Source organism: Frankia sp. R43 (assembly GCF_001306465.1).
GTDB classification, from domain to species: domain Bacteria; phylum Actinomycetota; class Actinomycetes; order Frankiales; family Frankiaceae; genus Parafrankia; species Parafrankia irregularis.
In genome coordinates, this window is the sequence record NZ_LFCW01000001.1 from 93,534 (window position 1) to 115,723 (window position 22,190).

Annotated in this window: 16 protein-coding genes; 14 read left to right on the top strand and 2 right to left on the bottom strand. The window is 72.6% G+C overall.

Annotation, left to right across the window (positions count from 1 at the left end):
• Positions 1-19 precede the first annotated feature (19 nt).
• Positions 20-478, top strand: a complete 459-nt coding sequence (locus tag ACG83_RS00390; protein WP_054565302.1) for a hypothetical protein — start codon at positions 20-22, stop codon at positions 476-478.
• Between the two features lie 258 nt (positions 479-736).
• Here ACG83_RS00390 and ACG83_RS00395 read toward each other — a convergent pair whose 3' ends face one another.
• Positions 737-1,264, bottom strand: a complete 528-nt coding sequence (locus ACG83_RS00395) for a MarR family winged helix-turn-helix transcriptional regulator (RefSeq protein WP_054564180.1) — start codon at positions 1,262-1,264, stop codon at positions 737-739.
• Positions 1,265-1,418: 154 nt separating this feature from the next.
• Between ACG83_RS00395 and ACG83_RS00400 the strand changes: the two genes are divergently transcribed.
• Positions 1,419-4,322, top strand: a complete 2,904-nt coding sequence (locus tag ACG83_RS00400) for a GNAT family N-acetyltransferase (protein ID WP_054565303.1) — start codon at positions 1,419-1,421, stop codon at positions 4,320-4,322.
• Positions 4,323-4,380: 58 nt separating this feature from the next.
• Here the strand turns inward: ACG83_RS00400 and ACG83_RS00405 are convergent, their stop codons facing one another.
• The gene (locus tag ACG83_RS00405; RefSeq protein WP_054564181.1) at positions 4,381-4,887 is read right to left on the bottom strand and encodes a hypothetical protein; all 507 of its coding nucleotides are present in this window, start codon (positions 4,885-4,887) and stop codon (positions 4,381-4,383) included.
• 382 nt (positions 4,888-5,269) lie between these two features.
• Here ACG83_RS00405 and ACG83_RS00410 point away from each other — a divergent pair, with 382 nt between their 5' ends.
• From ACG83_RS00410 to ACG83_RS00470, 12 genes are all read left to right on the top strand, one after another.
• Entirely contained in the window at positions 5,270-5,818 is a 549-nt protein-coding gene (locus tag ACG83_RS00410) for a hypothetical protein (protein ID WP_054564182.1), read from the top strand.
• Positions 5,819-5,925: 107 nt separating this feature from the next.
• A complete protein-coding gene (locus ACG83_RS00415; protein WP_054564183.1) occupies positions 5,926-6,963 on the top strand; it encodes a hypothetical protein in 1,038 nt (345 codons plus the stop codon).
• Between the two features lie 78 nt (positions 6,964-7,041).
• Positions 7,042-7,830, top strand: coding sequence for an SDR family oxidoreductase (locus ACG83_RS00420; protein ID WP_054564184.1), 789 nt, complete (start codon positions 7,042-7,044; stop codon positions 7,828-7,830).
• A 194-nt stretch (positions 7,831-8,024) separates the two neighbouring features.
• Positions 8,025-8,228, top strand: coding sequence for a hypothetical protein (locus ACG83_RS00425; RefSeq protein WP_054564185.1), 204 nt, complete (start codon positions 8,025-8,027; stop codon positions 8,226-8,228).
• Positions 8,229-8,503: 275 nt separating this feature from the next.
• The gene (locus tag ACG83_RS00430) at positions 8,504-9,736 is read left to right on the top strand and encodes a DNA repair exonuclease (RefSeq protein ID WP_054564186.1); all 1,233 of its coding nucleotides are present in this window, start codon (positions 8,504-8,506) and stop codon (positions 9,734-9,736) included.
• On the top strand, positions 9,736-13,734 hold the full coding sequence (locus ACG83_RS00435; RefSeq protein WP_054564187.1) for a histone-like nucleoid-structuring protein Lsr2: 3,999 nt from the start codon (positions 9,736-9,738) through the stop codon (positions 13,732-13,734). The genes ACG83_RS00430 and ACG83_RS00435 overlap by 1 nt, the downstream gene beginning before the upstream one ends.
• A gap of 125 nt (positions 13,735-13,859) precedes the next feature.
• Positions 13,860-14,723 carry a prephenate dehydratase gene (locus tag ACG83_RS00440; protein ID WP_054564188.1) on the top strand — a complete coding sequence of 288 codons (864 nt, stop codon included), beginning with the start codon at positions 13,860-13,862 and terminating at the stop codon, positions 14,721-14,723.
• Positions 14,724-14,748: 25 nt separating this feature from the next.
• Positions 14,749-15,579 carry a PhzF family phenazine biosynthesis protein gene (locus tag ACG83_RS00445; RefSeq protein ID WP_054564189.1) on the top strand — a complete coding sequence of 277 codons (831 nt, stop codon included), beginning with the start codon at positions 14,749-14,751 and terminating at the stop codon, positions 15,577-15,579.
• 135 nt (positions 15,580-15,714) lie between these two features.
• On the top strand, positions 15,715-18,342 hold the full coding sequence (locus ACG83_RS41810; protein WP_235497471.1) for a TIR domain-containing protein: 2,628 nt from the start codon (positions 15,715-15,717) through the stop codon (positions 18,340-18,342).
• 64 nt (positions 18,343-18,406) lie between these two features.
• Positions 18,407-18,739 carry a DUF2277 domain-containing protein gene (locus ACG83_RS00460; RefSeq protein ID WP_083472940.1) on the top strand — a complete coding sequence of 111 codons (333 nt, stop codon included), beginning with the start codon at positions 18,407-18,409 and terminating at the stop codon, positions 18,737-18,739.
• An 86-nt stretch (positions 18,740-18,825) separates the two neighbouring features.
• Complete coding sequence (ftsH, locus tag ACG83_RS00465) at positions 18,826-20,814, top strand: ATP-dependent zinc metalloprotease FtsH (protein WP_054565304.1); 1,989 nt, start codon at positions 18,826-18,828, stop codon at positions 20,812-20,814.
• 64 nt (positions 20,815-20,878) lie between these two features.
• Positions 20,879-22,117: an FAD-dependent oxidoreductase gene (locus tag ACG83_RS00470; RefSeq protein ID WP_054565305.1), complete on the top strand. Its 1,239-nt coding sequence runs from the start codon at positions 20,879-20,881 to the stop codon at positions 22,115-22,117.
• Positions 22,118-22,190 lie beyond the last annotated feature (73 nt).

Genomic DNA, 22,190 nt, shown 5'->3' on the forward strand with positions numbered 1-22,190 from the left:
GCACCTAACCTCGGCGTTTGTGACCACCTTTCTCCTCAGCGTCCACGTCCTCGCCGCGATCATCGCCGTCGGCCCGGTGACGGTCGCGGCGAGCATGTTCGCCCCGGCGGTGCGGTCGGCGCTGCGTGAGCCCGACCCCCGGGCCGTGGGAGTGGTCAGCACCCTGCACCGCATCTGCAACGTGTACGCGGCGATCGGCATCGTGGTACCGATCCTCGGGCTGGCCACGGCCATGAGCATGGGCGTGGTCGGCGACCCCTGGCTGGTGGCCTCGATCGTGCTCACCGGGATCGCCGCGCTCGTCCTCGCGATGGCGGTGCTCCCCAGCCAGCAGCAGCTGATCGAGCAGGTCCGGACGTCCCCGGGTTCGGCCGTGAGCACCACCCGGGTCGCCATGACCAGCGGCCTGTTCAGCCTGCTGTGGACGGTGGTCACCGTGCTGATGATCGCCCGGCCGGGCTCGACGACAGGCGTCTAGCCCCAACGGCGGGCGGAGGTGTTCGCACTCCACGAACGCTGCCGGACCTCCGAGCGCCCGGTAGCCCGGTAGCCCGGTTTGGCGAGTCGCAAGAGTGAACGATTTTGGTCGCTCCAACGACCGAAATCCTTCTTCCTTGCGGGTTGCCAGGCGACACCTCGACCCTTTTGTCCCCTTGAGAGGAATTGTCGGCGCCGCGCGGCGGTGCGGGATCCGCCACGCTCCCGAGGGACTCCCCTGCCGCCGGCCCGGAACCGGTCAGCAGGGCCGGGTCGGTGGGGGTGGGGTGTCCAGCCGGTCGAGGACCTGGCCGCAGATCGCGGTGAGCTGGTTCAGCTGATCCCGCGAGAGTGCCTCCACCACAAGGTCACGGACGGTCTCGACGTGGCCGGGAGCGGTCGCGGCGAGCTTCTCGAAACCGAGGTCGGTCAGGATCGCGTTGGTGACCCGCCCGTCGGCGGCGCACGGGAAGCGCCGCACCCAGCCCTTGTCCTCCAGGCGTTTGACGGCGTGCGAGAGCCTGGACAGCGACCCGCAGGTGAACTCGGCGAGCCGGGCCATCGCCAGGGTCCGGTTCGGCGCCTCGGAGAGACCGACGAGCACCGAGTACTCGAAGTGGCTCAGGCCCGCGTCACGGCGAAGCTGGGCGTCGAGGGCCGCGGGCAGGCGCGTCATGACGTTGATGAGGCCTCGCCAGGCGGTCCGTTCGCTGTCCCGGAGCCAACGCGGCTCGGCCGGGGTCACCCGACCGCCCGCACCGACCGCCGGCTCTCTGCCGCCGTCCATGCCGTCCAGCCTATGATTTGCGCTGGCATTCCGACTTTTTACCCGGACCTTTCGGCTGAACCCGCCCGGCCGCGCACGATCGCAGCGTGACGGCAGCATGATCGCAGGGCTGACGGCACCGGAGGTGGGCATCCGGGAGGTAGGAGGCTCGGCGATGGCAGAGGCCGTACGAGATGAGGCCGTGCGAGATCTGGGCCGTCCGGCGCGCTGGCAGGCGGACGCCGTGCTCACCGACGGCGCGCCCGTCCAGCTGCGGCCGGCGCTCGGCACCGACGCGGCCGATCTCGCCGCGTTGTACTCCGGCCTGACTGAGGCCGAGGCCGCGGGCCTGCCCGCCCCGTGGGACGACGAGCAGACGTCCGACGCCCTCGCGAAGCGACTCACCGACGACGACCACCGGGACCATCTGGTGGTCGTCGCGATCCTGCGCGGCCGGCTGGTCGGGGCGGCGGAGTACGTCCGGTCGGGCGCGCGCCCGGGCCCGGCCCGGGTCCGCCTGGTCGTGCGGACGGGGTACCGGCGCCGGGGTGTGGGGCCGCTGCTGCTGGAGCACCTGACCGCGGCCGCCGGCGATCTGGGCGTTCGGCACCTGGTCGCCGACCTGCCCAGCAGCAACGACCACGCCCAGCGGGTCTTCCAGGCCGCCGGGTTCGTCCCCGACGACGCTCCCGACGACAGTTCCGGCACCGACAGCGGCAGCCGCGGCGACGGCGACGGCGACGGCAGCAGCAGCGGCGGCGGCGGCGGGCGGATCATCCGGATGGTGTTCTCGACCGCCCAGGCGCCGCGGGCGCGGGGCATCTCGCGGGCGTTGGAGCAGCGTGCCGAGGCACGCAGCATCGCCCGGCTGCTGAACCCCCGGGCGGTCGCGGTCATCGGCGCCGGCAGGCGACCGGGCAACGCGGGCCACGAGGTGTTCCGGCGGCTGCTGTCCAGCGACTTCCACGGCCCGGTCTACCCGGTCAACCCGGCGGCCCGGCAGATCGCCTCGGTCTACGCCTATCCCGACGTGCGCGAGATCCCGGACCCGGTCGACCTGGCGGTGATCGCGCTGCCGGCGGCCCAGGTCGCCGACGCCGTCCGCGCCTGCGCGCAGAAGGACGTCCGGAACCTGATCGTCGTCTCGGCCGGCTTCGCCGAGGCCGGGGCCGACGGCCGGGCCCGCCTCGCCGAGGTGACCCGACTGGCCCGCGAGTCGGGCATGCGGCTGATCGGCCCGAACGCGATGGGTGTGATCAACACTGATCCGGCGGTCCGCCTGCACGCCACGTTCGCCGCCGGCTCGCCCCCGACCGGGCGGGTCGGTGCCTTCACCCAGTCCGGGGCGCTGGCCGGCACCTTCCTCGCCGAGACGGCGCGGCGCTCGATCGGCCTGTCGACGTTCGTCTCCACCGGTGACCGTTCGGACGTCTCGGGCAACGACCTGTTGCAGTTCTGGCAGTCGGACGAGCGCACCGAGGTCATCCTGCTGCACCTGCAGAGCTTCGGCAACCCCCGCAAGTTCGCCCGGATCGCCCGGCGGCTGGGCCGGCGCAAGCCGGTGATCGCGCTCAAGAGCGGCGGCAGCTCCACCGATCCGGCGCTGGACGCGCTGTTCACCAGCGCCGGCGTCATCCGGGTCGACACGCTGGGGCAGCTCTTCGACATGGCCGCGCTGCTGGTGTCCCAGCCGCTGCCGGCCGGGCGGCGGGTCGGCATCGTCGGGACGTCCAGCGCGCTGGCCGCCCTGGCGGTGGACGCCTGCCACACGGCCGGGCTCGACGTGGCACGGTTCGGCCCGGCCACCACGGCCGCGTTGGGTGACCTGCTTGACGGCCAGGACGCGACGAACCCGGTGGACCTGGGCGCGATGGCCGCCCCGGACCGGTTCGAGGCGGCGCTGCGCACCGTCGCCGGCTCGGGCGACGTCGACGCCGTGCTGGTGCTGATCACCCCGCATCCCGCTGGCGACGAGCTGGCGCGGGCCGTGCGCGGCGTCGCCGCGGCGGGCCGCCTGCCGGTCGTCGCGTCCTTCCTCGGCCATGACGGGATCCCGGCCGCGCTGGCCGCCCGCCGGACCGACCACGGCGCGGCATCGGGCCACGCCTCGGCCCCGGGTTCCGCCTCGACGCCGGGCCACGTCTCCACGCCGGGCCACGTCTCCACGCCGGGCCGCGCCTCGACGCCGGGCCGCGGCTCGGTGCCGTCCTTCGCCTCGCCGGAGTCGGCGGCGTGGGCGATCGCCCGGGCCGCCGACCACGCGGCCTGGCGGGACCGCGACCAGGGCACGGTGCCCACCCTCGACCGGCTCGACCTGGGCCGGACCATGCGCGCGATGGACGGCGCGGCGATGGACGGCGAATGGCTGCCACCGGGCCGGGTCACGGGAATCCTCGCCGGAGTCGGCCTCGCGGTCTGGCCGGCTGAACGGGTGGTCTCCGAAAGCCACGCGCTGGCCGCGGCCGAACGGATCGGGTGGCCAGTCGCCCTCAAGATCGCGGACGAGCGCTTCCGTGGCCGGCTGGACGTCGGCGCGGTGCGCCTGGGCATCGAGGGTCCGGGCGCGCTGGCCGAGGCGTGGCGCACCATCCGGGCCGCGGTCGGGCCGGGCGACATGCTGGTGCAGCCGATGGCCCCGGCTGGTGTCTCCACCGTGGTCCGCATGACCCATGACCCGGCGGTCGGGCCGCTGGTGTCGCTGCGGCTGGGCGGAGCGGTCGCGGACCTGCTCGTCGACCCGCTGGCCCGCGCGCTGCCCCTCACCGACCGGGACGCCGCGGAGCTGGTGCGCGGCATCCGGGGCGCCGTCATGCTGGTCGGCACCGGCGACTCCGGCAGCACGGGCGCCACGGGTGGGACGGCGCCAGCCGATCTCGCCGCCCTGGAGGACGTGCTGCACCGGCTCGCCCGGCTCGCCGAGCGTGCGCCCGCCGTCGCCGAGGTGCTCCTCGACCCGGTGCTCGTCGGCCGCTCCGGTGTCGTGCTGCTGCATGCCGGTGTCCGTCTGCTGCCGCCGGGGACCGACCCGGAGTCGCTGCCACGGCGGATGACCGGATCGGGCGTCGACTTCTTCCGCTAGCGCGCCGCTTTCTTCCGCCGGCGCGCCGGTGCTCGCGCAGGCGCCGTCCGCCGCGGGCTCAGGCCACCGAGTGGGTCACCGTGCAGGTGTACATGCCGGCGACCACGCTGGACGGGACGTTCACGATGAGCGTGGGATTCCACGACACGGTGCTCTGCAGGACGTTGAGCGTGACCGCGGAGAAGGCGGTGCGGGTGGTGCTCAGCGTGACCGCGTTGGCCGCCGTGGCCTGGCCCGGGGTGGTGACCGAGAGCAGGCCCGTGGTGGCGGTGACGGGCCCGGACCAGTAGGACAGATTGCTGTTCAGCACCGTCTGCTGGCTTCCTCCGGCACCGGTGGTGCAGTTCGTCGACGACACCGACGTCGTCCAGGTGCCGACCAGGTTCGTGCTGGTGACCGTGACAGTGCCGAGCGCCGCCGTGAGCGTGCCGGTGCCCACCTGCCGGGAACCGAGGTCCTTCGCGGTCGGCACGGTGATGTTCAACGCCGCGCTGGCAGGTGCGATCCCCATACCGGATGACACCAGTGTCAGCGCGGCGAGCGTCAGCCGCCGGGAAGGGTGCATTCGACGGAACCCGGCCAAGCGGAAGCCGCAGCCCGGCAGACGGTTGCGCACCGCGCATTGGTATCGCGGGTGCTGATCGCGGGCAAGGATGCCCGCCGCAGCTGAAGATCCGATTCCTGAACGAACCCGGCGGGACCGGGCGTCACACATCGCCGGACCGGCCGATCGGGGCGGGACTCGGCCACCGGGAGCGGCCTGGCCGGTTCCCCACCACTCGTTCCCGAGGTGACCTTTACCCCAGGCCACTCGCGGTTACGGAGAGTAGCTATTACCTCTTGACCTGGCTACGGTGGCGACACTCACGATCGATAAACATCCCCGTCCTGGCGGCCAGTCGGGACAGCGAGCCACGGCGGTACGCCGCCGGGAACGGAGGTGCGGCATGCGCAGATCATCACTCGCGGTAACCATCGGAGCCGCGACGATCATGGCGGCGGGCTTGGCGCTCACCCCACCCGCGACCGCCGCGACGTCCGGCACGACCACCGTCACGTTCACGCTCACCGGCGGAACCCTCGACATCACCGTCCCGGGGCCCGCAGCGGTGAACCTCGGCTCGTTCGCCGTCACCGCGCCGACCGTGTCCGGGCCGCTGGGCACCGTGGCCGTCACCGACTCGCGCGGCCTTGCCGCCGCGACCTGGGTCGCGAGTGTCGCCTCCTCGGCGTTCGCGGGCAGCGGCACGGCCGCGGGCGTCACGATTCCGGCGTCCGCCGCCGCCTACGCACCCGGAACAATCACAGCTAGTAATGTCTCGACTACGGGATCAAACGTGGCCGCGCTCTCTGCCACCGCGCAGACCGCGGTGACGGCCACGGCTGGCACCGGCGTGAACACCGCGTCCTGGAACCCGACCGTCACCGTCACGATTCCGGCGGCGTCGAGGGTGGCAGGCACCTTCACCGCGACGGTGACGCACTCGGTCGCCTAGCGGTCTGGCCGTCCGCGACCACGGACGGCCACGCACGCCAGGGGGTAACGACGGAACAGCGATCTGGCCGGGCACTGCCCGGCCATTACATCGCGCGGACCATTTCGGTGATCGTGGCCAGTCTGCTGCTGGCCACGATCACCGCGGGTGCCTCGCCCGCAGCGCGGGCGAGCGATGACGGTTCGATCGGTGTCCGTCTCATGGAGGTCACCGACAGCCTGCGCCTCGACCCGCGCGCCCGGCAGTACCTGATCGATCATCTGGAGCCGGGCACGGTCATCGACCGGCACGTCGAGGTCGCCAACAACAGCGCCGAGCCGCGCCGGATCACCATCTACCCGGGCGCCGCGACAGTCGGGAAGGGCCGCTTCTCCTTCGGTGACGGCCACGCCGCCAACGAGCTGACCACGTGGACCCGCGTCGACAAGGAGGTCCTCGAAGTCGCGCCGCACAGCGTCGACACTGTCACGGTCCGCGTCGCCGTGCCGACCGACGCCTCGCCCGGCGAGCACTACGGCGTCCTCTGGGCCGAGACCGCCAGCACCACGAACGACGACGGCGGCGTCGAGATGGTCAACAGGGTGGGCATCCGCATCTATCTCGACATCGGGCCGGGCGGACCCGCGCCGTCCGCCTTCACCATGTCGGACATCGTGGCCCGGCGGCTGGAGGACGGGCGACCCGCCATGATCACAACCGTCCACAACACGGGTGGGCGGGCCCTGGACATCACCGGCGAGCTGCTGCTGACCGACGGACCCGGCGGCCTGCGGGCCGGCCCGTTCGACGCGAAGCTCGGGACGACCATCGCCCCGGGCGAAAGCGACCCGGTCACGGTCTTCCTGGATCCGCTGGTACCGGCCGGCCCGTGGAAGGCGACGATCACCCTGCGCAGCGGCCTGGTCGAGAACACCATCTCCGCGCGCATCCGCTTCCCCGACCGGCCCGGCACCCAGGCCGGCCCGGTACGTGAGCGCCTCCTTCCGTTCCTTCCGCTGGACGGGCCGGCCGCTGTCGCGGCCGTCGCGGGCACCGGCATGCTCACCGCGGCGCTCGCCCTGCTCACGGGTCGCGCTGTCCACCGCCGCGGTACCGGCCGCGGCCGCCACGCCCGCCGGGTCGGCAGGGGGCCCGAGGAGGAGTAGACCGCCCCGGTGTCCCTAGGGTCTTCAGGGATCGGACGGGCCGATGGGGACCGGACCGTGGACGACGGAGGATGCTCCATGGATCTTGAACTGGCTGGCAGGGTCATCCTGGTCACCGGTGGCTCCGAAGGTCTCGGCGCGGCGCTCGTCCGCACCCTGGCCGCGGAGGGCGCGCGGGTGGCCTTCTGCGCCCGCCGCGCCGAGGCCCTCGACCAGCTCGCCGAAGAGATCATCAAGGCCGGTGCGGACCAGGCGGATGTGCTGCCGGTGGCCGCCGACGTCACCAGCCCCGCCGACCTGGAGCGGTTCACCGAGCTCGCCGTCGGCCGCTGGGGCCGGATCGACGGGCTGGTGAACAACGCCGGGCGCAGCGCCGCCGAGATGTTCGACACCCAGACCGACGAGATGTGGAGCGAGGACCTCGAGCTCAAGGTCTACAGCGCGATCCGGCTCATCCGGCTGGCGCTTCCGCATCTGCGCGCCGCCGGTGGCGGCAGCATCGTCAACACCCTCGCCGTGGCGGCGAAGGCACCGGGGGCCGGATCGACACCCACCTCGGTGTCCCGGGCCGCCGGCCTCGCCCTGACCAAGGCTCTGTCGAAGGAGCTGGGCCGGGACGGGATCCGGGTCAACGCGGTGCTCATCGGGCTGTTGGAGAGCAGGCAGTGGGAACGGCGGGCGACCGAGCTCGGTGTCAGCACGAGTGACCTCTACGCCGACCTCGGCCAGAACTCCGGCATCCCGCTCGGGCGGGTCGGCGAGGCCCGTGACTTCGCCGACCTCGCCGCGTTCCTGCTCTCGCCGCGGGCGGCCTACCTCACCGGCGCCGGCATCAACCTGGACGGCGGGCTCTCCCCGGTGCACTGAGCGACCCGGTGCACCGAGCGACCCGGTGAAGGAGCCACCCGGTGAGCGGATCGACCCGGTGGGCCGAGCCGCCGGGTGAGCCAGGTCACCCGGTGCTCCGGGTCGGAATCTCGTAATTCGCAGGCTTAACCCGCGCCTACCCGGGAAGCAGGAAAAACGAGCAACACGATCACACCACCACGCGGAGGACGACCGTGAGCCTGATCCACAGCCTGCTCGAAGGACTCGACGCCAGCGACCGGGAACGAACCGTCGGCCTGATCAACCGAAGCATCGCGGCGGACCTGGCCAGCGTCGCCGACGGCGCCGGGCCGACCCGGCAGGTCGACGTGGGCACGCGCAGCCGGGCCCGGCGCACGCGCTCGACGTCGGGATCGGGCGCACGCTCCGGGCGCTGAACGCTCCCGTACCGGGGCTGCACGCACAGCTGCCCACGCAACAGAGAGAAACATCAGGACCACGCTGGACCGGCAACGATCCGGAAATTCGCCAATGTCACGTGCCCACACGGCGTGGGACTGTTCGAGATGTCCCTTTGCGGTACTAGGTTCTGGCCGTTCGGCCTCGCGCGTCGCGACGAGGGCCGTCCGCGGATCGCACCACGCGAGCCGTGCCACCCGACCGCAACCGCGCATCACCCACTGCGCGGGGGCGGCCCGCCGCAAGAGGGAAGATGCGTCTCGTTCACGCAGCCGACGTCCACCTCGACAGCCCCCTGCGCGGGCTGACCCGGCTCGGCGACGGCGACCTCGCCCAACTGCTCCGCCAGGCGACCAGGCGGGCGCTCGGCAACCTGGTCGATCTCACCATCGCCAGGCAGGCGGACGCACTGCTGCTCGCCGGGGACATCTACGACGGAACCTGGCACGACTACGCGACCGGGCGGTACTTCGTCGAGCAGATGGGGCGCCTGCGCGACAGCGGCGTCCGGGTGTTCATGATCTCGGGGAACCACGATGCCGAGAGCGAGATCACCCGGACGCTCACGCTGCCCCCCAACGTCTTCGTGTTCCCGGCCGACCAGCCGGACACGCACATCGTCGAGGACCTGGGCCTGGCGGTGCACGGGCAGAGCTACGCGACCCGTGCCATCGGGGCCAACCTCGTCCTGCGGTACCCCGACGCCGTCGGCGGGCTGGTCAACGTCGGTCTCCTGCACACCGCGGCGGACGGCGCCGACGGCCACGACAACTACGCGCCGTGTTCGGCGGACGACCTGGCCCGCACCCGGTACGACTACTTCGCGCTCGGCCACGTCCACACCCATCGCGTGGTGGCCGCCGGCGAGCAGGTGGCGGCGTTCAGCGGGAACCTGCAGGGCCGCACCCCGCGGGAGGCCGGCCCGAAGGGCGCGCTCGTCGTCGAGATCACCGGCACCGGCCCCGCCCGCGTCGAGCACGTGCCGTGCGATGTCGCCCGCTGGGCGATGATCACGGTCGACACCAGCGGCACCGCCACCCTCGACGCCGTCCTCGACCGGATCGCACGGGAGCTGCGGGACGCGCGGGACGCCGCCGGCGACCGCCCCGTCGTCGCGCGGATCGTGCTCACCGGCACCAGCCGGGCCGCCGCCGACCTCGCCGACGCCGAGCGGCTGCGCGAGGAGCTGCGCTCCGTCGCGGACGGCCTGCGGGTCTGCCTGGAGAAGATCGTCACCCGGGTCACCGATCCGGCGTCCGCCGGCGGCGTCGACCCCGAGCTGATCACGTCGATCCGGGTCGCGTGCGAATCGCTCGGCGGGCAACCGGACCTGCTCCGGCAGTGGGCCGGCCCGCTCGATCGGGAGGTCGGGCGGCTGCTGCGCACCGCCGAGCTGCTCGACCTGGGTGACCCCGGCACGCTCGGCGAGCTGGCACACCGGGCCGGGGCCGGCCTGCTGGCCCGGCTGGCCGGCGGTGACGCCTGATGCGCATCCGGGCGTTGGGGCTTGAGCGCTACGGTGCCTTCGAAGCCCGCCGCGTCGAGTTCGGCCCCGGGCTGACGCTGGTCGTCGGCGCCAACGAGGCCGGCAAGTCCACCACCCTGGACGCGCTGTCCGACCTGCTGTGGACCTTCCGCGGCACCCGGCAGAGCTTCCATTTCGGCCTGGGCGCACTGAGCCTGAGCGCCGAGGTCGAGCTGCCACCGGCGCCGACGGCGCCGATGGAGATCAGGCGCCGCAACACCGGTCTGCAGACGGTCGCGGACGGCGTCCCGTTCACGCCGCCCTGGGGCTCCGGCGGCGCCGCGGAACGCGACCGCTGGCGCCGCGCGTTCGGGCTTTCCCACGCCGAGCTGCGCGAAGGCGGCGACCTGGTCTTCGCGGGCCGCGGTGACCTCGCCGAGCTCGTCTTCACCGCGCGCAGCGGGCGGGCCGTGCGCAGCCTGCTCGACGCGCTTGAGGCCGAGGTCGACTCCCTCTACAAGCAGCATCGCAACAGCAGGACGTCGAAGCTGCGCATCGCGCTCGCGGACTACCAGCGCCAGGCCGAGCAGGCGACGTCGTCCATGACCCGCGCGGCCCAGGTCGAGGCGGCGCGCCACGAGCTGGCGCTACGCCGCGACGAGGCCGCGGCGGCAGCGGCGGCCGCCCGGGCCGCCGCCGCGCGGCTCGACCGGATGGAACAGCGGGGCCGGGCCGCGGCCTTCGTCCGGGACCTCGTGGTGCTCCGGGAGCGCCGGATCGCCCTGCTCACAGCCGGCACCGTGCTCACCGCGGAGCAGGCGGCGGTCTTCGACGCCAGTGCCGCGCAGACCGTGGCCGCCGAGGCGGAGCTGGAACGGCTGACCACCGAGCTGACCGAACGCCGCGCCGCGCGCGCGAAGCTGACCGTCGACGAGGCCGTGCTCGCGGACGGCGAGACCATCATCCGGCTGGACCGGGCCAGCGTCGCCCGGCTGGGCGACGGCCGCCGTGCCCATGAACTGGGCACCGAGTCAGGTCACCAGGCCGCGCGGGCCCGCGCGCTGGTGCTGGGCCTCGTCGGCCCGAGCGACGGGCGCGACACCGCCGACCTGCTCGACCAGCTGCACGTCCCCCGAGATCTCGCCGCCCAGCTGGACGCGCTGGCCGCCACGATCGGTGACCTCGGCGACGAGCTGGGCCGGGCCGAGGAGACACTGTCCGCCGCCCGCCAGCGCCACGACGCCGCCACCGAGCTCTCCCCCGGGGCCGATCCGGCCACGATCAGCCATCTCAAGGCCGTGGTCGCCGCGGTCGGCGCCCAGGGGTCGGCGACCGCGCTGGCCCGGGACGCCGTCGACGCGGCGGCCCACGCGGTCCGCGACCGGCGGGCGGCACTGCACCGCGCCGGTGCCCGCGACCTGGACGGCCCTCCGCCGGCCCTGCCCTTGCGCGCCGAGGTGCGGGCGGCGCGCAAGGAGCTGGACGCGGCGCGGGTGACACTGGCCCGGCGCGAGGAGGAACTGGTCGGGGCCACCCGCGATGACGATCTCGCCCAGGGCCGGCTCGCCGAAGTGGACGAGCAGGACCTGCCGGACTCCGCGACGCTGGAGCAGGCCCGCGCGACCCGCACCCGGCTGTGGGACCTGCTGATCGCCGCGACCGGCACCGCCGCGTCGGACACCACCGCCACGTCGGACACCACCGCCACATCGGACGTCATCGCCGCATCGGACACCGCCGCGCCCGGCGCGGTGCAGGGTCTGAGCCGGCAGCGGGCCGGTGAGCTCCTGCCGGTGCTCGCCGCCGGCATCGCCCAGGCCGACGAGGTCGCCGACCAGCTCATCCGGCACGCCGACCTCGCGGCCCGGCGCGGTCAGCTCCGCCGGGAGGCCGCGACCGCCCGGGAGCGGGTCACGGACGCGGTGTCCGCCGCCGCCGCGGCTGCCGACGCCGCCGATCGGGCCGGCGCCGTCTGGACGGCGCTGTGGCAGGACGCCGGCCTCGCCGCTCCCGACCGGGACGACGTGGACGACGTCCTGCAGGCCGTCGACGACGCGCATCGCGCGCACGGCGAGCTGCTCGCCGCGCAGGCTCGCGTCACCGGGCTGGACCCGCAGGTGCGGGCGCAGCGCGGCGCGCTGGCCGAAGCGCTGGCCCAGGTCGGTGTCCCGGCCGCGGAAGCCGACCTCGACAGCCTGCTCGGCGCCGCGCATGGCGTGCTCGACGACGACGATCGGGCCCGGGAGCAGCGCGCCACCGCGCTGCATTCCGGGCGTGTCGTCGACGAGGCGGAGCGTGACCTGGCGAAACGCCGCGAGGAGCTGCGTGGTGCCGAGGACGACTGGCAGGCCCTCGTCCGCCGGGCCGCCCTGGCGGACGTCACCGACCCCCGGGGGTGGGCCGAGCGGCGGGCTGTGCTCACCGAGGCCGCCGCGCTGCACGAGCTGGCGCTGCGGGCCGGCCGGGACGCCGACGCCGCCGGCGGCGTGTTCGGCGACTTCGCCGCCGAGGTGACGGGCCTGGCCGCCCGGCACGGCCTGCGCCGGACCGCCACGCCGGCAGCGGCAGCGGCAGCGGCAGCGGCAGCGGCACACGTGACCGCAAACGCGACGGCGACGGCGACGGCGACGGCGACGGCGACGGCGACGGCCGACGATCTGGATGCCGAGATCGGGGCACTGGCCGACCTGGTCGATCAGCTCAGCGGCCTGCACCGGGTCGCCGCGCAGAACCGGGCCCGCGCCACGGAGATCGACCAGGCGATCGACGGACTCACCACCCGCGTCGAGGCGGCAGCGGGCCTGCGGGACAGCGCCGCGGGACGTCTCGACGAGCTCGGTGCCCAGGTCACCCTCACACCCGGGCAGACCCTCGCGGACGCGGCGGCCCGCCAGCGGGACCTCGCCCATGTGACAGCGGAGCTGACGGCCGCCGAGGCCCTCCTGCATGCGACCGTCCCCGGCGACGACCTCGAGGCCGTCGTCGGCGACCTGACCGGACGGACGGACGCGGAGCTGGCGGCCGAGGTCACCCGCGCCCGGGACGAGCGGGACCGGTACGCCACCGCGCAGACGGACGCCTGGACGGCGGTCGGCACCGTCGAGCGACGTCTGCTCGATCTGGAGAGCGGCGCGAGCGCCGGCGAGCTGCACGCGCGGGCCCAGGAGTCGCTGGCCCTGGTCGCGGAGACCGCGGAACGCTACGTCATCGCCCGTATCCAGCACGAGACGCTGCGCGGCGAGCTGGCGGCGTACGAACGTCGCCACGCGTCGCCCCTGCTCACTGCGGCGGGGCAGCTGCTCGAACGGCTCACCGAGGGCCGGTACGTGGCGCTGCGGGCCGTCGACCGCGGCGACAACGCCCGGACGTTGAAGGTCATCCGCTCGGACGAGCACGAGCTCGGGCCGCACGAGCTGTCGGAGGGCACCTGCGACCAGGTGTTCCTCGCCCTGCGGCTGGCCGCGATCGACCAGCTGCAGCGGGAGCGGGCCGATCGCGGCGAGCCCACGCTGCCGGTCGTGCTCGACGACGTCCTGATGACCTTCGACGACGATCGGACCAGGGCCGCCCTGCGGGTGCTGACCGAGTTCGCGCCCAGCTGGCAGATCATCCTGCTGACCCACCACGAGCACCTCGCCGACCTGGCCCGGGACGTCGTCGTCGGCCGGGACGACGACGACCTGATCACGATCACGTATCTGCCCGCCGCGTTCGCGATCGCCGCTGCCCGCGAGCCCGATCACATCCGGGCCATGGCGGGGATCGGGCTGCCGACCGAACCGGGCGACCGGCTCCTTCCCGCCCCGGCCGGGCCGCGCGGGTCGGTGGCGCTCACCTCCGCCGGTTCCCCGGGCTCCTCGGGCACCGCCGGCTCCTCCGGCCCGGGCGGCGCCGGGGCCGGCGGCCGGGATCCCGGCCAGATCCGCTGGTGGGCCAAACAGAACGGCTTCGAGGTCGGTGACCGCGGCCGCATCCCACGGGAGATCATCGAGGCCTTCGAGGCCGCCCACTCGGGCTGACGCCCGCCGCGGTGAGCTCCGTCCCGCGGCGGGCGGGAACCCGCTCACCGCCCGGTACCGTCGAAAGGCGGCACCGGGACGTGCCGCACGCAGGACCAACCACGAACCGAAGGCAGGAAACCGTAATGGCCGGGCGTCAGAAGATCGCATATCAGGGCGAGCCGGGGGCCAACTCCCATATCGCCTGCCGCGACGTCTACCCCGATTTCGAGGCGGTACCGTTCCAGACCTTCGAGGAGTGCTTCACCGCGCTGGAGGACGGCACCGTCGGCCTGGCCATGATTCCGGTCGAGAACTCGACCGCGGGCCGGGTGGCGGACATTCATCACCTGCTCCCGAACTCGTCCGTGCACATCATCGGCGAGTACTTCCTGCCGATCCGGCACCAGCTCGTGGGCCTGCCGCGCGCGACCATGGACGACCTCAAGACGGTGCACAGCCACCCGCAGGCGCTGGCACAGTGCCGCAACGCCATCCGCGCGCTCGGGCTCACCGCCGTCCCGGCCGCGGACACCGCGGGCAGCGCGCGCGAGGTCGCCGAATGGGACGACGTGACGAAGGCGGCGGTCTCCTCCCGGCTGGCGGCCGAGGAGTACGGTCTGCGGGTGCTGCGGGCCGATCTCGAGGACGAGGAGCACAACACCACCCGCTTCCTGATCCTCTCCAACGAACGCCTGCGCGCCGCGGCCGGCGTCGGGCCGATCGTCACCACCTTCGTCTTCAAGGTCCGGAACATGCCGGCGGCGCTTTACAAGGCGATGGGCGGCTTCGCCACCAACGGCATCAACATGACGAAACTGGAGAGCTGCATGGTGAGCGGCGAGTTCGTGGCGACGCAGTTCCTCGCCGACATCGAGGGCAGCCCGGAGGACCCGGCCGTCGAACGGGCCTTCTCCGAGCTCGGCTTCTTCGCCGACTACCGGATCCTCGGGGTCTACCGGGCCAGCCGGTTCCGCGAGCGGTACGGCCCGGCGACCGAGCGCGCCTGAGCGCCCCCGCCGACCCGGCCCCGCCATGCGACGCGCGTTCCAGCAGGTCGACGTCTTCACCGACCGGCCCTGCCTCGGTAATCCCCTCGCGGTGGTCCTCGACGCCGAAGGCCTGACCGCCGCGCAGATGCAGCGGTTCGCGGCCTGGACGAACCTCTCCGAGACGACCTTCGTCGTCGCGCCGACCACACCGGCGGCCGACTACCGGGTCCGTATCTTCACCCCGGCGAGCGAGGTGCCGTTCGCGGGCCATCCGACGCTGGGAACCGCCCACGCCTGGCTGGGCGCGGGCGGGGCACCCCGCGACGACGACCGGATCATCCAGGAATGCGACGCGGGCCTGATCACCGTCCGCCGGGAGGCGCCGTCGGGGCTGGCCTTCGCGGCGCCGCCGCTGCTGCGCTACGAGCAGGCGGACGCCGAGCTGCTGGTTCACCTCGCCGAGGTCCTGCGGATCGAGACCACGGACATCGTCGCCGCCCAGTGGGTGGACAACGGCCCGGGCTGGGTGGCGGTGATGCTCGACTCCGCCGAGGCGGTGCTGGCGATCCAGCCGGGCGCCGTCGACCTGAGCGTGGGTGTCATCGGCCCGCACCCGGAGGGCGGCCCGGCCGCCTTCGAGGTGCGGGCGTTCAGCCATCTGCTCACCACGGTCGAGGACCCGGTGACGGGCAGCCTGAACGCCTCGCTCGCCACCTGGTTGTTCGACACCGGCGTGGTCCACGGCCCGTACACCACCCGGCAGGGCACCAGGCTCGGCCGGGAGGGGCAGGTCCGTCTCTCCCGCGACGAGGCCGGCACCATCTGGGTCGGCGGCGACGCCGTGACCTGCATCATCGGCGAGGTCGACCTCTAGCCCGCTGACCGCGCTCCTCTCCGGCCCACCCTCTACCAGGACATTTAGTACCGCGACAGAACATCGGTCGGAGCTTTGCCCCCGCCAGAACCACCAGCCACACGAGCGGACCCCTGTCGACACGATTGAGGGGGTGTGAGAGGCTTTGAGCGTGACGTCGGGGGACGTCTGCAACCCGCCGGGGACCCGGCAGATGGATCTGGATTTAATGGCGGCGGCGTGGTGATCCCGGCCGAGGGAACCCGTTGGGACTTCTTCGTCTCCTATACGGCGGCAGACCGGCCGTGGGCCGAGTGGATCGCCTGGCAACTTGAGGAAGCCGGCTTCCGCGTCCTGATTCAGGCCTGGGACTTTGTGGCCGGGGCGCACTGGATGTCCCGGATGGTCGAAGGAGTGCGCGGCAGCAACAAGGTTGTGGCGGTGCTCTCCCACGAATACCTGGCGTCGGTATACGGGCGGAAGGAGTGGGAAACCGCCTTTCACCAAGACCCCGCCGGAATCGCCCGGAAGGTGATTCCGGTCCGTATACAAGACTGCCCCCGACCCGATCTACTGGAAGGGGTAGTATCTTTCGACTTGTTCGACCTGTCGGCCGATCAAGCGAGGGATCACCTTCTCGCAAGCATCCGCGGCGCGCTGGCCGGGCGAGTGAAGCCGGTTGCCGCTCCGCAGTTCCCCGGCGTGGTCGCCGTACCTCCCTCTGCCGAGCCGATCAGCTCCGACTTCGCTCCAGCCTTCCCGGGCGACCCCGACGCACAGACTGCCGACCTGCCTGCTGGAGATCGTCGCAACGACACCGATCCCGCCGCGAGTCCGTCAGCCGACGAGCCGACCCCGATACGTCCCGTCGATGGGACCACCACACTCACCCAGGATGATCCTCTTGATGCTGCTCACGGCATCGGACGTCCGCTGAGTGACGGGCGATCCGCCTCCGACGACTCGGATACAGGTCAGTCTTCCAAGAATCCGCCCGACGCTGTACATATCGGCCACGGCTCAAACAGGTCGGGCTCAGCATACGACGACGCGATGTCTGGAATGGATTTTTCAGACGGAACCGAGGCTGCCTCTCCACCGACCCATCCGCCTCGGGCAGATCCCATCCCGTCCGCGCCGGCCTCCCCCGGTGACTACGTACACCTCGGCGGAACAACCGCCGCCAACTCCAGTGATACCGAGCCGTCAGTCGATCCCAACGGCCACGAAGACGTCACCGACCCTGACGCGGACACCCATGAGACGGCAGGTCGGGAAGTCGACGCAGATGGGGGGGCGGCTGCCCAGGAGGACCGCCGAACCGGCACGAGCCGCTCCAGTGCCAGCCGCGGGGTCGGTGGCCACGAGGGCGACTCGGGCGAGATCCACGTGCCTCCGAAGCCAGAATTCGGACGACGTCGCCGGCGGCTGGTGATCGCCGCGCTGGCGCTTGCGGTCACGGCGCCGGCGGTGATCGTCCCGATCGCGCTCACCCGCGACAGGACCGAGTCCGTCGACGTCGTGACGGTCGCGCGCGAACTCGCGACCAGCGCGGCGGCGCTGCGGCGCAACGATCCGGACCTCGCGCGGCGGCTAAGCCTGACCTCGTTCCTCCTCGCAGAGAATGCTCATACCCGGACAGCAGAAACAACGAGTGCGGTTCTCGTCTCGCTTTCGAGCACGCCGGTCAAAACCATTAAGGTTCCCCAACCCGGCTCGAACCCGTTCGTCAACAGCGTCGCATTCAGCCCGGCAGGCGCACTCCTTGCTTTCACCGCCGACCGCCACGCCTGGCTGGTGAAGGTCACCGATCCTCACAATCCCATGATCGTGGGTGACGCGGAGCACCCCGACAGCTGGCTGAGCAACGCCGTGTTCAGCCCGGACGGCAAGAAACTCGCCGTTCTCCGTGACGACGGTACGCACCGCTACCTCGGACAGCTTTGGGACGTCACCGACCCTGCCTATCCCAAGCGCATCGGAGTCCTGGAACCCGGCGCTACCGAAGCTGCTGACCGTGGGTACGACGGCCTGCATTTCAGCCCGGACGGTCTAACCATCGCCGCCGACGTCCGCGAAGGCGCGTTGTCTCTGCCACGGCTGTGGGATGTACACGACGCCACCCAGCCCAAACAAATGCCCGACTCGGTGCCACTCTACAACCAGCTTTCGACGGCGTTCAGTCCGAAAGAACCGCTCCTTGCCCTGTATACAGCACAGGCCGAAACCAGATTCGTGGACATCACCGATCCCCGAGCACCCCAAAATCAAGCGGCAATTCCGGGAACCACGGAAACCATGGCGTTCAGCCCGGACGGCCATACCTTCGCTGTAGGCACAACCGCCGGACCAGTCCAGATCTGGGATATCTCCAAGATCCAGAAACCCGCACTCAAGGCCACGCTCAACAGGCCGGGGAGAGCGTACGGAATGGCGTTCAGCCAGGACGGTCACACCCTCGCGGTCGGCACGCATGATCAGGGAAATCCTGCGGCCTTCGTGGCGACCTTGTGGGATGTCACGACACCCGACCAGCCCTCGGCGCTCGTCAGCTACACCGACGGCAGCCAATGGGGTGACGTCGCGCTCAGTGCGGACGGCGATATTCTGGCGACTCTGTCGCATTACGGGGAGGGCGCCGAGGTAGTCCTCCGCGACATCAGCCCCACCCGGCTCGCCGCGAAGGCGTGTGAGGACGGCGGTAACCGACTGAGCGAGGCGGACTGGCAGAGTTACATCCCCCAGCTTTCCTACCGGGCGCTCTGCCTCGATCCGCCCAAATAGTCGACTCCGAGAGGCTGAGATTCCGGGCTCCAGTGCCACCGAACACGTGGCCTATCGTGGAGGCATGTGTCGCAACATCACGGAGCTGCGTGGGCTCGCCCCGCCCGCGAGCGACCAGGAGATCGAGGCCGCGGCCCTGCAGTTCGTCCGTAAGGTCAGCGGTCTGCGCCAGCCACCGGCCGCCGCGGCCGAGGCGTTCGAGGCGGCCGTGGCCGAGGTCGCCGCGAGTGTGCACCGGCTGCTGGGCGAGCTGCCCGCGCGGCGAACGCCACCGGCTACCGTGCCGCCGCTGCGCCGACCGGAGGTCCAGGCCCGGCTCGCCGCTGCCTCCTCTTCCTCCTCCGGTACCGCCAAACAAGCACATGCAGGGCACACACCGGCGGCGCCCGGGTCATAGCTGGGCATACTGAGGTTCGTGCCTGGAGTTTTGACAGCTGTTGTTGGATCGCCCGCGGGGCGGCCGGTGGATCTGTGGTGGAGCCGGTGATCTCCCGTGTCGTCCTCGACGGTGCGCATCACTCCGCTCCGGCGCGCTCCGGCCCGCCGAAGGACACCCCACCCAAGCCTGCTCCCCCGCCGATGCCGGGCTGGCGCCGGTTCCTGATCCCGCTCGGGCTCGTCGTCACGATGCTGCTGCTGTTCGGCCCGAGCCTGTTCGCCGCAGCGCCGGACGAGCTGGCCTACTCGGACTTCGTCGGCCGGGTCGACGCCGGCCAGGTCCGCTCCGTCACGATCGACGACCAGGGTGCCGTCGACGGCACGCTCACCGACGGCAAGGACTTCACCACCCGGATCCCGACCGCGCTCGACAGCACCGCGCTGACGAGCAAGCTCGCGGCCAAGAAGGTCGAGATCACCGCGACCCGGACGGGGACGTCCTTCCTGTCGGTGCTGCTCAGCTTCCTGCCGCTGCTCCTGCTGATCGGTTTCTTCGTGTGGTCCGGTCGGATGGCGCGCCGCCAGCTCGGCGGCGGCGCCGGCGGCCCGCTCGGGATGTTCAGCCGCTCCCGCGCGAAGGTCACCGACGTGGTCCGCCCGGAGACCAGGTTCACCGACGTCGCTGGCTACGAGGGCGCGAAACAGGAGATCAGCGAGGTCGTCGACTTCCTGCGCAACCCCGACCAGTACCGCGAGGCCGGCGCGCACGGTCCGCGCGGCGTGCTGATGGTCGGCCCGCCCGGCACCGGCAAGACCCTGCTCGCCCGGGCCGTCGCCGGTGAGGCCGAGGTCCCGTTCCTGTCGATCGCCGGGTCCGGTTTCGTCGAGATGTTCGTCGGCGTCGGCGCGTCCCGGGTGCGGGACCTGTTCGCCGAGGCACGCCGGCGCGCGCCGTCGATCATCTTCATCGACGAGATCGACGCGATCGGCGGCCGTCGTGGGGGCAGCGCCTTCGGCGGCGCCAACGACGAACGCGAGCAGACCCTCAACCAGCTGCTGGCCGAGATGGACGGCTTCGAGGCGAGCAGCGGCGTGGTGATCCTCGCCGCGACGAACCGCCCCGAGACCCTCGACCGCGCGCTGCTGCGGCCCGGGCGCTTCGACCGCCAGGTCACCGTGCCGCTGCCGAACCAGGCCGAACGCGCCGAGATCCTCGCCGTGCACGTCCGCGGCAAGCACCTGACCGCGGACGTCGACCTCACCCGGGTGGCCCGCGGCACTCCCGGGTTCTCCGGCGCGGACCTGGCGAACCTGATCAACGAGGCGGCCATCAACGCCGTGCGGGCGGGCCGGTCCACCCTGAGCGCCGCGGATCTCGACGCCGCGCGCGACCGGATCCTGCTCGGCCGCCGCGACGCGTCCAACGCCCTGCTGCCGGACGAGAAGCGGTCGGTGGCGGTGCACGAGTCCGGCCACGCCCTGGTCGCGGCGCTCTGCGCCGACGCCGATCCGGTGGCGAAGGTGACGATCCTGCCCGCGGGCATGGCACTGGGGGTGACCCAGCAGCTCCCCGAGGCCGAGCGGCACCTGTACAGCGAGAACTACCTCACCGACAGCCTCGCCGTCCGCCTCGCGGGCCGGGCCGCCGAGCTCGTCGTGTTCGGGCACGGGTCCACCGGTGCCTCGAACGACCTGGCCGGGGCGACGTCGCTGGCGACCCGCATGGTCCGCGAGTTCGGTCTCTCCGCGGAGGTCGGCCCGGTCGGGTACGCCTCGGACGGGCCCGGCTACCTCGGCACCGACGAGATCGTCGGCCGCCCCTACTCGGAGCAGACCCAGCGGCTGATCGACTCCGAGGTGGCGCGGCTGCTCCGGGAGGCGGAGGCACGTGCCGTCGACCTGCTGCGTATGCACCGGGACGCCCTGAACGAGCTGACCGCCCGCCTGCTCGAGGAGGAGACGGTCGACGGAACGGTCGTGGACGAGATCGCCGCCGCCTCGGTGGCGAAGTTCGCCCACGCCCCGGGTGGCACCGGGCCGAACGGTGAGGGGCCGCAGGGGGGAATACCGCCCCAGATCACCCTGGAGACCTGAACCCACGTCGGTCCGGCGGCCTGACGGGGTAGGCAGCTGTCATGACGCCGGAGCTGGTATGGGCATGACGCCGGAGCGGGTCAGCCACACGTTCGAGGTCTGTGTGGTCGGCGGCGGGCCGGCCGGGATCATGCTCGGCCTGCTGCTCGCCCGGCACGGCCTGCGCACCTGCGTGCTGGAGAAGCACGAGGACTTCCTGCGAGACTTCCGCGGGGACACGGTGCACCCGTCGACGCTGACGCTGCTCGACCGGATCGGGCTCGGCGGGCCCACCCGGGCGCTGCCCGGCCGTCGGGTGACCAGTCTCAGCGTCACCTTCGCCGACGGAACATTCCAGGTCGCCGACTTCGCCCGGCTGCGGACGGATCACCCCTACCTGTACTTCGTCCCGCAGTGGGACCTGCTGGAGATGCTCGCCCGCACCGGCGCCGAGATTCCCGCCTTCACCCTCCTGCGCCGCCGGAACGTGACGGGCCTGCTCCGGGACGGCGGCGGGCAGGTCGTCGGGGTCACCGCAGACGGCCCCGACGGACCGGAGACGGTGCGGGCCCGGCTCACCGTGGGCGCCGACGGCCGGGGATCGGTCGTACGAACCCACCTCGGCCTGCCGATGCGCCAGTTCGGCGCGCCGATGGACGTGCTGTGGTTCCGGCTCCCCCGGCGCCCCGAGGACGGTGCGGGGCTGGGCGGCCTCGCCGGGTCTGGCCGCCTGCTGGTGCGGATCGATCGGGGCGAGTACTGGCAGGTCGCCTACCTGATCCGCAAGGGCGGCTATGACGCGGTCCGCGCCGAGGGGATCGACGCGCTGCGCCGCGGCGTCGCGGCGGTCGCCCCCGACTTCGCCGACCGCGTCGGCGGCATCGGGAGCTGGGACGACGTCCACCTGCTCACCGTGCGGATCGACCGGGCCCGGCGCTGGTACGCGCCCGGCGCCCTCATCATCGGGGACGCGGCCCATCCGATGAGCCCGATCGGCGGGGTCGGGATCAATCTCGCCGTACAGGACGCGGTCGCCGCGGCCCGCCTGCTCGCCGGGCCGCTGCTCGCCGGCCGCGAGCCGGCCCGCGCGCCGACGCCACGGCAGCTCGCCGCGGTGCAGCGCCGGCGCCTCCCCCCGACCGTGCTCACCCAGCTGCTGCAGCGGGCCGCCCAGCGAGCGTTTCTCGGCCCAACCCTGGACGGACCGGCCGACGGGTCGCCGCCCACAGCCCCCGCACTGCTCCGGCGCATCGCCCGAACCCCGGCGGCCCAGGGCGCGTTCGCCCACATCGTCGGCATCGGCTTCCGACCCGAGCTCCCCTGACCAGGCGCGACTACCTCAGGGGACTTCGCCGGTGGTCCGGTGCGGGTCGAGAACCGTCTCGTGCTCGTGGCCA